Annotated in this window: 12 protein-coding genes; all 12 read right to left on the bottom strand. The window is 50.9% G+C overall.

Annotated elements, in window-relative coordinates:
• Nucleotides 1-382 (bottom strand): GPW/gp25 family protein (locus IQ260_RS19220; RefSeq protein ID WP_193994717.1); only part of this gene is annotated, 382 nt, incomplete at its 3' end.
• A 179-nt stretch (nucleotides 383-561) separates the two neighbouring features.
• On the bottom strand, nucleotides 562-864 hold the full coding sequence (locus tag IQ260_RS19215; RefSeq protein ID WP_228016264.1) for a PAAR domain-containing protein: 303 nt from the start codon (nucleotides 862-864) through the stop codon (nucleotides 562-564).
• Between the two features lie 182 nt (nucleotides 865-1,046).
• Nucleotides 1,047-2,750, bottom strand: a complete 1,704-nt coding sequence (locus tag IQ260_RS19210; RefSeq protein WP_193994715.1) for a VgrG-related protein — start codon at nucleotides 2,748-2,750, stop codon at nucleotides 1,047-1,049.
• A 77-nt stretch (nucleotides 2,751-2,827) separates the two neighbouring features.
• On the bottom strand, nucleotides 2,828-3,355 hold the full coding sequence (locus IQ260_RS19205; RefSeq protein WP_193994714.1) for a CIS tube protein: 528 nt from the start codon (nucleotides 3,353-3,355) through the stop codon (nucleotides 2,828-2,830).
• A 33-nt stretch (nucleotides 3,356-3,388) separates the two neighbouring features.
• On the bottom strand, nucleotides 3,389-6,004 hold the full coding sequence (locus IQ260_RS19200) for a hypothetical protein (RefSeq protein ID WP_193994713.1): 2,616 nt from the start codon (nucleotides 6,002-6,004) through the stop codon (nucleotides 3,389-3,391).
• Entirely contained in the window at nucleotides 6,004-6,507 is a 504-nt protein-coding gene (locus IQ260_RS19195; RefSeq protein ID WP_193994712.1) for a phage tail protein, read from the bottom strand. Before IQ260_RS19195 ends, IQ260_RS19200 begins: the two co-directional genes overlap by 1 nt.
• Nucleotides 6,504-6,644 carry a hypothetical protein gene (locus IQ260_RS19190; RefSeq protein WP_193994711.1) on the bottom strand — a complete coding sequence of 47 codons (141 nt, stop codon included), beginning with the start codon at nucleotides 6,642-6,644 and terminating at the stop codon, nucleotides 6,504-6,506. Before IQ260_RS19190 ends, IQ260_RS19195 begins: the two co-directional genes overlap by 4 nt.
• Complete coding sequence (locus IQ260_RS19185) at nucleotides 6,641-9,130, bottom strand: hypothetical protein (protein WP_193994710.1); 2,490 nt, start codon at nucleotides 9,128-9,130, stop codon at nucleotides 6,641-6,643. Before IQ260_RS19185 ends, IQ260_RS19190 begins: the two co-directional genes overlap by 4 nt.
• Complete coding sequence (locus IQ260_RS19180) at nucleotides 9,114-9,488, bottom strand: hypothetical protein (RefSeq protein WP_228016263.1); 375 nt, start codon at nucleotides 9,486-9,488, stop codon at nucleotides 9,114-9,116. The genes IQ260_RS19185 and IQ260_RS19180 overlap by 17 nt, the downstream gene beginning before the upstream one ends.
• A 38-nt stretch (nucleotides 9,489-9,526) precedes the next feature.
• A complete protein-coding gene (locus tag IQ260_RS19175; protein WP_193994709.1) occupies nucleotides 9,527-10,024 on the bottom strand; it encodes a phage tail protein in 498 nt (165 codons plus the stop codon).
• A gap of 76 nt (nucleotides 10,025-10,100) precedes the next feature.
• Nucleotides 10,101-10,559 (bottom strand): phage tail protein, encoded by a 459-nt coding sequence (locus tag IQ260_RS19170; protein ID WP_193994708.1) that lies wholly within the window; start codon nucleotides 10,557-10,559, stop codon nucleotides 10,101-10,103.
• 62 nt (nucleotides 10,560-10,621) lie between these two features.
• Entirely contained in the window at nucleotides 10,622-11,506 is an 885-nt protein-coding gene (locus IQ260_RS19165; protein WP_193994707.1) for a phage tail sheath family protein, read from the bottom strand.
• Nucleotides 11,507-11,745 lie beyond the last annotated feature (239 nt).

Raw genomic sequence — 11,745 nt, 5'->3', positions numbered from 1 at the left:
AGACTATACTGCGGCTGTCATAGCTGTCTTTGGGCTGGTACAAAATAGTAATGTTGACCTGGCCTGTACCGGGGTCGGGTTCGGTCAGAATATCGAGTAAATCGATGCGCGGTTCCCAGATTTCAATCGCTTCCTGCACGTATAGACGAATCAGCGACAGTGTCTCAGTATTCATGGGCTCAAATGCCAGCTCCGACAGCCGCGAGCCAAAATTGGGGCGGTATACTCGCTCACCTAGCTTAGTCCTAAGGATAATAGTAATGGCTTCTTCTAGGTTTCGGGTACCGTGGCTAAGCTGAAAGCTGCCCTGGGCATTGGTATGGATCGGACAGGCGAGACCCGCGCCAACGTGGGGAGGAGAGAAGTTATCATTAGGAGGCATTGGGGGAGGTATGTGAAACGAGATTAGTCGGATAAGGTGGATGGGATGATGGGGTGATTGCTGTAGGGTGCTGTTATTAACGCATCATGGGTTATGTATTTCATTTGACGCTCATTCCTTATCCTCCAATTAAGACAGTTGGATCACCAGGATTAAATATCTTGTTTGGTGTTCATTTCTTATCCTCCAATTTTTACCGTTGGACAACCCATATCAATTACATTGGGTGGACCTAAAATTTCTGTAATGGTGTCACCTTGACGACAAGCTGGCAGCCCATTAATCATCACTGTTGTGCTACCTGTGGTTACAAACCCTGGACCATCTACTGTCACTGGGCTAGAGGGCTGTGCACAGGCATGAATATCTGCTCCCCCTCCAGCCGCTAACATGGCTTCCTCTGCTGCTGCTTGCTGTGCTGCACCAGCCTCTTCTTCTGTTTGGTCTTCTTCTGGCTCTGGCTCTGGAGGTGGTTCGGGCAAGCTTGCCCCCAAGGGAAGTCCGCGCCATGCTGGAAGTCCTCCAATTTTCACGTTAAGGCTACCTGGTCCTGGTCCTAATACACCAGGTAGAGGATGTACAACTTTATCACCAAGTCGAGCAGCTGGTCTTCCCACAATCAACACCTCATTTTGAATAAGAACAGAAAAAGTATTAAACAGAATTAATTCAACATAATCATTTTTCCGTTAATCGTTATTTGACCGACGGCTTGAATAGAGATATTGCCTGTTGAACTCATTGAAATACTCTTTCCCTGGTCGTTCAGACATAGTCGATGTCCGCCTGAGGTCATCAGTTCCATCATTTGGCTGCTATCATTTAGACTCAATTTATGTCCTCCCTTCGTCTCTACATATACCCCAGCCTTTTCGCTTTGATCCTCTTCAACAAACTGAATTTTGTGCCCCGTACGAGTCTGAATTGTTCTTAGCCGTACCTTACCATCCTGCACATTTTGACTTACCGTATTCGGCGGCGCGTCTTCTCCATTCCACACTCCTCCCAACACATAGGGTCGATGAATATCTCCATGTTCAAAGGCAACGAGAACTTCGTCATCAATCTCAGGTAGACAGTCAAAGCCGCGACTGTTGCCTGCGCCCATGCTGACTACCCGTGCCCAGTTGCTGTTGTGGTCTTCGGTCAGTGTGGGAAATTTAACTTTTACTCGGCCTAGCTCGTCGGGATCTTCGTTGTCGGTGACAATGCCGACTAGCAAGGTTTGACCCGGCTTTAGAGGCGATGGGTCAGCTAGTCGCTCGGTGAGGTCGCCACCTCGCAGGCCCCGTACGCTAAATTCGGTGTCATAGACGCGGTTGATATAGGTATGGCGAGTTTCGGTGATGTAGTATTCGCCTGTATAGGGGCCTAGCTCTTTGAGCTTCACGGTCCGACCGGGGCGAATTTCCGGGTTGCCCTCGGCCATGGCGTCACCCTGAACAAACTGACCGCCGATTTCATTACAGACGGCCTGTGCGATCGCATCTGCTTCCTTACGCTTAAAAACCGGCTGGTCCACTACAATTCGCTTTGGCTCTTGAGGTTTTTCAAAGGCCTGACTCGCCTTAGTACCAGACTTTTCAGAACTCTCGATTTCGGTGAGCAGCTTTTCCTCATCGGCGGTGGCGATAATAGGTTCTTTGGTAGTGTAGTCCCAGCCGCGTACTTCCACCGATTTTACCTGCTCCGCGCTGGTTACCTGGACGCCAAAGCTGCGTAAGTCGTCTAGCCAGGTGAGTTCTAGCGGCTCTTCTGATTTTGGTTCGCGAAAGTTGAGCTTGCCATCTCGCGCAAACAGCTCAAACCCGATGCGAGCCGCCCGCTGGCGTAAAAAAGCCATATTGGTTTGATTTTCTTGAAATATGTAATCGTGGGGTTCGCCGCTATCGTCCAGTTTATCGATCTCCAGGCCCACTTCATCCGCAATTTTTTCCACCACGTCGCTGTCGGTCATATTCTGAAATGAGCGGTTATGATAGCCGCGATGAAGCCGGTGGGAATGGTCATAGGCGCGCACAATAATGGGAGCCTGGGTTTGTTCGGTAAACTGGGTTTCTAGCGCTGTGATTTCCCCCTCAAAGAGGTAGGGAATCTCTTCGGTTTTTTTTTGGTCGGCTTCTGTTTTAGGAACGCTGGCGCTAAACCCAACTTTGATGATCTTACCAATCTGAAATGGCTTTTGTCGCTCCCACGGTTCTTCCTTAGAGTCACCGGGCTGATAGTCATTACGGACTACCAGGGTAAGCATACTGGGACGATGCAGACTCTCTTCAATGATGACCTGCAGAATATTTTCAAGGATGACATCCGGCGCATCCTCTTTATCAATTTTAATACTGGGCAGAGAGCGATTACTGATTGGCATAGGGGAGCAGAGATTGGTAAATCAGCGGTTTTGGGTTGTGTGAGTGAGTTGTAAATGGCGAGTGGGGAGTAGGGTGGCTAAGGCTTGGAGCGGCTCTCACGAGTGTCGCCGGAGTCTTGCTGGGATTTGGTGGCTGATTTACTCTCTGACGGTTTTTCAATTTCTTTTAGTCCCAGGGTTTCGATTACGGCTCTCACGGGAGTGCCATCGGGCATAAATTTAGTGAGGCGATAGTTAAGCTGTTCAATAAAGCAAGATTTTAGGTAATCGTGCGGTCCCCAGGTAAAGCGGTAGATTGGAGGACGTTGCTTTTCTCCGTCAAAGTTAACCGATTCGATAAAGGGTTGGAGATAGTCCTTTAGGACGTCTTTACCGGTTTCGTAGGTATCAAACCAGATATCTTTGATAATCAGTTGCTTGGGAGGAATATCGCTAAAGCTGACATGGGGACGGCCAGACTTGGCAACTCGTGACCCTGGATTGTCGGTTGTTTGTACTTGATTGGAAAAGGAAAGCTCTTTGGGATTAAACATAAAGACGATTTCATTGGCCTTTTCTCCCTGTAGGGGCTTAAGCTTGGCTTTGGTTAGGGTGGTTTCGGCCATGGTGCGATCGCAAACTAAAACAAACTAAAAAACTTACTTATTTAACCTAGAACTTCGCTCAAAATCCTGACGTAGCTTTGCCTGTAGCTGCAGCCTGATCTGGGTAGCCAGCTGGTGTAGAGGCGGTGGCCACAGGGCCAGGGGCAGATAAGGCAGTCGATTCTCTCCCGAGTACATAGGTATTAGGCCGGGGCTGGCCCGTTGAAAATTAGTTGAGTGCGATCGCACCACCGGCTCGCGGCGTAACTCGCTATACAACAGATGGGCCAGCTGCCACAATGCTTGATCTTCACCTTCACCGGATGAGACATGGGCTGCCGTCCCCTTTTCTGCCGTTTCAGTCAGGGCATCAGCAACCGATAAGGATATGGTCTGATTTGTCTCTGCCGGAAAAGCTTGCTCTATACTTTCTTCCGAGTTTTTTGTCGCTGCTGACGGTGTTGAAATTAGTGAATGACCTGATTCTGAGAAAAAAGCATCATCAGGTTGTTCCAAACCATAGTTTGACCTGAGTGCCGCCAGCCTGGGAGACAGCAGGCGCGATGGTGGCTCTTCAAAGTGTTTTGCCTGGATGGCAGGTGTTTCCGATACCGCTGCTGGTTTTGCATTTACAGGTTTAGTATCAGGCTGAGACAGATCTGTATCGTACAACTCTTCAAACAGCAGCTCATGCATACCTAGCGGTTGGGTCACAGCTTCAGACAGTGTCTTTGCCTGGATAGGAGGCACTGGTTCTGACGCCTGCTGTAATGGTTTGGCTGTAAATCTGTTTTGGGCCAACACCTCTGGATCAATAGTAGGTAAGTGGTTGTTGCTATGTTGTACTGATGGCTCTACCTCTGGTTGAGACGATTCTGGTCCAATCTGCCGCTGTACTAACGGTTGTTGTGTGGATATCTGTTGAGCCGACGGCATCAGCCCATCTGGCGTCGAGGGAGACGTGGTTGGTGGCTGTGGAGTAACTGGTGTAGTCCGATCGGCTGTAGCTTCGAGGTTGTCTGCGGGGTTCAGACTGAAAGAGTCATCTTGCAATATTATTGAGTTCCCATCCTGGAGGCTAGGCTGTACCGCCAGGTTGCTTTGATTGATCAGAGAAGGATTTTCCTGAGACGGTCCGTCTGGACTACCCTCGTTTGAACCAGGCTGAGTCCAATTGTCTGGCAACGTATTGACCGTCGGTAGCTGTGGCTCTGCCCCATGGTCAGAAATCTGACCGATAGGGTCCAAGCCAGGCTGCTGAACAGCTGCGGTCTGGCTCGGTGTTTCTTCTGTTTCTTCGAAAGCAGGCGGTGTGAAAGGAAGTTCCGACTGCGGTATCTCAGGTTGCTCAGGAAAAGATTCTGGAAATGTCTTGGGGAAAGATTGGGGCGCAGACTCTAAGGAAGTCTGCAGTTCATCCAGTTGAGTATCTTGGGAGATATCTGCTGGGGCAGGTGTTTGTAAGTTAGGCTGCTCTGGCGAGACTGATGGCTTAAGCTGGTCTGGTCCAGCTAAAGTCGCGTTATCACTGGTTTCAGTAGGGAGTGTTGGTTCACCCGTTGTCTCATCTGTTTCACGTATCGGGTCAGCCGCTACCGGCTGGATTTGATCGACGACCTCTGTGGTGTCAATCTCAAAAGTTTTATCTGTGGTGGCCTGTACTGGCAATGGCTCGGGTCTATTCTCTAGAGAGATGTTGGCATCTGTTGATGGGACCGATGGCTGGTCAACGGTGATATTGGCCTCATGAGTAGCGACATTGCTATCAGACGGTGTCGGAGAAGCCGGTTGGATGGGAGTGTATGAACCCGCAGTTTCCTCAGCAGTGTGATCAATATCTCTGTCTACTGTACTGGCTGACCTTAGGCTAATATCTAATGCTTCTGCCGAAGAGATCTCTGCTTTGCCTGGGCTTGCAGTTAATCTTTCTGGGATAGAGACTGATGGGGCTGTTTCCGCTGATTCTGTCAGGCCTGGTTCAGTAATATCTGATTCTGTAACATTTGGTTCCAGGCTGGTAGGCGACTCGGCAATAGCAACATCAGCGGCGGTAACGGTTGCGATCGGCTGAGCGGGTCTACTGGTGTCCACTGTGGTCTCATCTGTGGCGCTTTCGTCTGTTGTGATGGCTGGTCGTCCAAACCCGAGCGGCTGACGATGCCCCAGGGGCTGTCGCTGTAGTGGAGTAATGGTGCTGCTGTCTGGGGAAATATCCCCAACATCACGGGTGTTTGAGATATCTTTTTCTTTAACTTCGGACTGGGGTGGTTTGTCTGGGGGACTGTCGACGGAGATGCTATCAGTGGGGACAGCTACAGGGCCGTTAGATAGCTGGACCTGGTCAGGCTTTTTTCTAATATCCGCTGCAAAGTCGATAAGAGGAGGATAGTCCGGACCGGCAACAGAATTAGAAACAAAATTGGCAAACCCGGAACCATCCCCTAGCTCAGACGGTAGCCCCACGATATGGGCGGCCTGACGCAGTGCCTGTGCTTGAATCGAGGGAGCGTCGTTGGGTTCAGGGCTAGTCCCGGAGAGGATACCGCTGGTCAGATGGCCTAAGGGATAAATTTGCCATTGGGTTTGGTGATGTTGAGGGTGCCATCCCAAAGGCGGGTAGCCAGCTCTCTCTACGGAAGATTCTGAAAAAGACTTGGGAGGAACAGCCATTAGTTATCCCCCATAAAGTAACCTGTCTTTGCATCCCGCGCCTGGTCTTTAGTGGGGTCGCTGCCGCCTTCTTTTTCAATCTTTAAGCCTTCGTAGGCCAGGGTCAGTTCTTCTAGAGCGACGCTCTCGGCGTTGGCCTGTAGCGCATCGGCTTTCCAGCCGACGGGGATAGCCCCCACCAGCGTCCAGGCTTGCATGGTGTCCCCGGCCTGGTTAAATAGCAAAATGCTAACATTACGACGCTGTTTTGATTGGTTGGTGAGGACGGCTTTAATCCAGGTCCAAAAGTCTACGCTATTGGTAATGCCACGTTTGAGTGTGACATTAGAGAATTCAGGATTGTCTAGAAAAAATCGCTGTTGTCCATTGACGCCGCCTTCGACAATCGGCTGGGTTTTTAGCGTTACCCCAATGCCGGAGCATTCGCTAAATGAGGCAGAAATCTCACTGTCGATTTCTACATAGAATCGGTTAGCCGTAACATAGGTAAAGGGATCGGTCATAGCGGTCTCCCAGTGCGTTCTTGCTGCAGACGCCTATCGGTTTTGAGTAGACGGTAGATGCGATCGCACAGCTTAGCCATCAGTACCGGGTCCCGTAGAATCTGCTGGGCCAGAGTTTCAACCTGTTGGGGGGTCATGGGGTACCTCCCTGAGCTACAGAACTCCACACCATCTGCCGAATCGTTTTAATCGGCTTTACCGGTATCACCCCTACTTCACTCAGCAAATACTGGCCTTCGATAGTCAGCAGCTTATCGGCTAACAGCAGCCCCTTATCGCAGTTTTCACCGTAGCGATCGCACGGCTCTACGCCATCGGAACGATGATAGACCACCGCCATTTCATAGGCCAACGGATAGGTGGGCTGATCACCTTGAAACAATCGATGATTGACCCAGTAGGTACCCTTATCGCCACACAGGTCGGTAGTTTGATCGATAGGATTGCCATCGGCATCGACAAACAAATGGTGTTGTGTGCCGTTCTTATCCAGCAGAGCTAGGGGATACACCGAACACTGGCCAATTACCCGACTGATCCGATCAAACCCAATGCCGATGACATCCTGATCGTCTGATTTAGCATTGTCTTCAAAGTCTTTTACCATGCGCTCATACAAGTTATCTTGCTGGCTGTCCTGCAGCAGGTCCGGTGCCTGAGTCAACCGCATATCCTCTCGTCTGCGCTGGTCAAATGCCTGTCTGTCAGCATCGTGCTCAAACAAAAAATCTCGCAACATCCCCGCAGTAGCCTCATCCTCAGGCCAGTAAATTTGAACCCTGGCCCCTTTTGCCGCCCTTAGAGAAGCATTGGGATCTAGCAAAATCTCCTGCAGCTGTTGCATGCTAACCTGACCCCGCAGCCGCTTAGGAATGCTATCCCGACGTTTGGCATTGCTGTGGGTCACAAATATAGCAATGCCGTCGTAACCAACCACTCGTTTTTCCAGATCGCCGGACAGATTGGCCGAATCCTCTACCAAAGCGACATCTAGAACATCGGTACGAAGATACTCCAGCAGCAAATTCTTAGGGATGGCAACGTTACGAAATTTCTCTAACTTCAGCTCAGGATCCCGCTCCTGCAATGTCCGCTGTAGCTCGGTCATGTCAAGCTGGGCAGTGGGCTGAGGCACTTTTAGCGGCGAGGTCAAACGGCTAAAGAAGGCTTTACCCCAGGAACTGCCTGCTTCGATGCCATAGCGGATGGGTTCATCTAGCCCATCACTCTCTATCTCCGTCAGACGGCACCGCTCTGTACACTCCGCTAGCCGTTGTTGACGGGCAGGTCTAAACACCGTCGCTAGCCCAACAATCAAGCCAAGCAGGGCGAATCCTCCCAAAAGCAACAAAGATAACGGCAGCCCAGACTCTTCGACAGGCTCTTCTGCCACCGTCGGCTCTTCCGGTTCCGGCGCAGGTTGATAGGTGTCCGGGATTGTTTGTAGGACAGAAATAGCGCTGTCAATCGACTTAAACTGACTGCCATGACCCAGCAGCTGCAGCACGTAGGGATACAACGCACGAATGCTATCGTCGTTGGGCCACAGCGCCAGGTCAGCTGGATCCTCGTCGCTTTGATAGCCGCAGATTAGGGCAAAGGTAATCTGAGCTAGCGCCCGCAAATCATCGGCCAGAGTACCAATTTCTCCATTGTGCTGGGCCACTGGCTGCGGCCAAAAGAGATGTTCCCACAGGGGAAAGCGGCCCAGGTACACAAAAAATGGAGACTCGTTGAGTTCAGTACTGCCTTCTGGCAAACGTATCCAAAGACATTCGCCAGACAAATTTCCATGGGACAATTTTTGTTCCCAGCGATCGCCGGGCCAGTTAACCAAATAGGTTTGCAGATACTGCAGCGACTGTAATACCTGGTTTAGAAAGCGTTCTATTTGGGGGCGGTTCCAATGGACAGACTGCTGTGTTAGAAAGGTGTCTAAGGTGAGACTATGGGGAACGGGTCGAGTAATCAGATAGACTCGGTTGCCAACAGGTTTGATCACATCTTTAGGACGGACAATTCTAAAGTCGGACCCTTCTCCCAACCGCAGATTCAAATCAACCAAATGCTTAAATCGACGTTTGCGCTCGTCAATGTCATCCTCTGACCAGTTTTCTTGATCAAAGCAGTATTCATAAATCCAGACGGGCTCACTACCGTTGTCCTGTAGACCGTCGTAACGGCGAATCCAGTCCTTTGCATAAACACAGGCTTTGATGGTATAGACTCCCCACCAGCCCCCCTGCAGCCGTTCGCCAGGCTGTAGTATAGGTGCTGTTAGCAGGGCATCGGTCTGAATTCTAGGGTTGGACAGATCAAAGACTGTGCCAGAATGGTGTACGTCAGAATAGTGTGTTTCGCGGCTCTGTGCGCCAGAATGCGGTTCGTCAAATCTGGCGATTGTTTCGCCAGCGGCGGGTTGTTCAAGGGCGGACTGATTCTGTTGCTGCTCCGCCTGCTTATCACCGCTATCCTGACCGCCAGGCAGCGATGCTTTGCCGTAGAGCAGCATGACCCGCTTGCGACCCCACTGCCAGATCATCTGGGCCGGGTTGCGAGTAAAGTTTTGACCTTCACTCGTCCGCCGTCGTACCTGATTGACAAGCTCAGACAGTCTGGCCATCGGTCTCTCCCTTGGGGTGTTCGGGTGCTGCTGCCCCTGGTGTAGCAGGCTGGCTTAGGGGGGCCAAGGGCGGCAGGTCGTTGATATGACGATAAAACGTATAGAGATAATTTAGATCAGCCGCATACAAATCCTCGATAATGCGCGGGGTAATGTCTGAGAGTGCTCCCAGCTGGGTGATTACCCGTGAGAGAACTAGAACAGTGGCATAGGCCGGATTGGCCTTTACCCTGGGGTCTCGCATCGGAGTGATTTCATCCACTGCCTTGGCCAGGCGCATTCTCCCCTTGCGATGGAGATTACCTTCACCATCGTAGTAACCCTTGGGTAGTGAGAAATCAAACTCCGTTTGAAACATGGGCTGCTTAAAAATCCGAGAAAATAACTAACAAATGTCTATTGACTGCGAGTAAACCCATCCACAGCCAGTTCTAGTTCTTCAATGGCGATCTCGCTACTTTGAGCATTCGCATCGGAGGTGCTGTAGCGGGTGGGCCATGCCCCGGTAAAATCAAACTTGGCTTTAACCGTACCCGCTTGGTCAAACATATTGAGCGAACCAGCAGAGACATGGTCACTGTCCCACTTGCCGGATTCGATGTCGGTAAACCACTGCCACAGGGCCACGGAATCTGTCAGACCCCGTTTGAGTACAAGATTCTCAACGGTAGAGCGCCCTGGAATTTTGGTAGTGACCAGCTGACCCAGTTTGGCCTTAGCCCACTGAGCTTTCGCAACTTCGACAATCTCAATAATCTTTTGATCTTTCTGGAATTTTTGACATTCTAGAAAAACCGCATCAACAGTTTCATTTCCTCCTTTAAACTTGAGCGAGAGTTCAAAGTAAAAGCGGTTAGCCAGTAATAGCTCCGATGGAAAGTCAACATTAGGCATACGCTAGCCTCCTGGTCATCGTATTACCGCTCCCCATTCCCCATTTCCCCATTTCCCCATTCCCTACTTCCCACACCTACTGCACTCGGGTAATCCCTTCGTGCACCAGTTCCAGGGTTTCATTGGCCATGTTGCTATCGCCAGCGGTAAAGCTCGGGCCTTCGTATTTACAGGGATAGGCATTGACCAGTTCCCAGCGGGCCTGCATATTACCAGCCTGGTCGTAGGCGCTTACCGAGGCAGCCTTACGATTACCATCCCAAGCGGAAGAGCCGCCATCGTTGGTGTTGCAGTTCTTGTACCAGTCGTACAAATCTACATCGGTAGTGGCCACCATTTTAACCGTGACGTTGGAGAATTTTTCTACCGTAGGTGTGGCCTGACGAATGCGCACACCGCTTTTGCCGGAACCGTGAACGCCCCCGTCCCCGGCCACAGGCGACTCTACGGAGAGTCCCGCCACTTCAAGTACCAGCTTTTCTGCGACACCGTCTGCTTCAAAATAAAACCGACAGGCGGTTAATAATTCAGCCATAGGTTATTTTTTGTCTCCCTGTGCTAGCAACAACATAAAATCCTAATAAAATCCTAAAATTCCTATGCTTCATCCTGGGATGGATCCCATTGACGAATCCGGAAAATGACAAATTCGGCAGGTCTCACTGGACAGACGCCAATCTCGATAAACAACATGCCCAGCTTCATCGTTTCTGGTGTATTAAGTTCGCGATCGCACTTAACATAAAACGCTTCTTCCGGCGTACTACCAAATAGCGCTCCCTGCCGCCAAATCCGTTCCAAAAAGTTTCTTACGGTGCGGGTTACCCTCGCCCACAGGTCTTCATCGTTAGGTTCAAAGACGGCCCACTGGGTGCCTTCCTCGATAGATTTAGCGATATAGCTCATCAGTCGCCGTACGCTTACATAGCGCCAGTCGGTATCATCCAGCTGGGCTAGGGTGCGGGCACCCCACACCAGGGTGCCCCGGTTACGAAACCGACGGATACAGTTAATACCTTTTGGATTTAACAGCTCTTGCTCGCGAAAATTAGTCTCATAGGCTAGACCAACAACGCCGCGAGGTACATCGTTGGCTGGTGCTTTGTGGATACCGCGAGACTCATCCGTACGACACCACAGACCCATCATGTGGCCACAGGGAGGCACCGCAATGGGTTTTCCCGAATCCTTGGGATTGGGTACCTGAATCCAGGGATAGTACAGAGCGCCAAACTGGCTTCTGCGACCAAAGTGATCCATCAACCAGGACTCTACATCCTGGGGAGTTTGTTGGGCCGGTTTGACCGGCATTGCACTTTTGCGTGGTTTAACCGGCGGCGGGTCCAGGACGGCCATGCGATAGGCCGGACCGGGCGCAGATGTCTCACAGCTTTGTAGCATGGTCTCCATGATGCCGTGCACTTCTGGCAGTCCCATCAGCTCTCGCTGGTAGACTAGCATCAGGTCTGGACAGGCCACCATGGCAATCTCATCAATTTCAAACAGTCCCTGGATACCCGTGCGCCGTTTGCGATTACCCGCCAGTTCTTTGTACCAGCGCTTAGTACGATAGGGAACCCGCCGAGGTTTAATGCTGATTCCACCTCAGTTTGTGTGAGGAGATTGAGGTAACGGTCTCCTCCCGTTGAGAGACGAGGCAATTAACAAGTTACGCATCCAATCGTCATGATATCGGAAGCCATTGAGTTGCTCGAACGGAC

The sequence above is a fragment of the Leptolyngbya cf. ectocarpi LEGE 11479 genome (genome assembly GCF_015207065.1).
GTDB lineage: Bacteria > Cyanobacteriota > Cyanobacteriia > Phormidesmidales > Phormidesmidaceae > Leptothoe > Leptothoe ectocarpi.
The sequence above is the reverse complement of the archived record's forward strand: the minus strand, read 5'-3'. Positions and strand labels throughout refer to the sequence as shown.

Excerpts from the sequence above, each read along its gene's own strand:
- IQ260_RS19205 (WP_193994714.1), bottom strand. The coding sequence starts at position 3,355 with ATGGCCGAAACCACCCTAACCAAAGCCAAGCTTAAGCCCCTACAGGGA.
- IQ260_RS19175 (WP_193994709.1), bottom strand. The coding sequence starts at position 10,024 with ATGCCTAATGTTGACTTTCCATCGGAGCTATTACTGGCTAACCGCTTT.
- IQ260_RS19180 (WP_228016263.1), bottom strand. The coding sequence starts at position 9,488 with ATGTTTCAAACGGAGTTTGATTTCTCACTACCCAAGGGTTACTACGAT.
- IQ260_RS19185 (WP_193994710.1), bottom strand. The coding sequence starts at position 9,130 with ATGGCCAGACTGTCTGAGCTTGTCAATCAGGTACGACGGCGGACGAGT.
- IQ260_RS19190 (WP_193994711.1), bottom strand. The coding sequence starts at position 6,644 with ATGACCCCCCAACAGGTTGAAACTCTGGCCCAGCAGATTCTACGGGAC.
- IQ260_RS19210 (WP_193994715.1), bottom strand. The coding sequence starts at position 2,750 with ATGCCAATCAGTAATCGCTCTCTGCCCAGTATTAAAATTGATAAAGAG.
- IQ260_RS19195 (WP_193994712.1), bottom strand. The coding sequence starts at position 6,507 with ATGACCGATCCCTTTACCTATGTTACGGCTAACCGATTCTATGTAGAA.
- IQ260_RS19170 (WP_193994708.1), bottom strand. The coding sequence starts at position 10,559 with ATGGCTGAATTATTAACCGCCTGTCGGTTTTATTTTGAAGCAGACGGT.
- IQ260_RS19165 (WP_193994707.1), bottom strand. The coding sequence starts at position 11,506 with ATGGTGGCCTGTCCAGACCTGATGCTAGTCTACCAGCGAGAGCTGATG.
- IQ260_RS19200 (WP_193994713.1), bottom strand. The coding sequence starts at position 6,004 with ATGGCTGTTCCTCCCAAGTCTTTTTCAGAATCTTCCGTAGAGAGAGCT.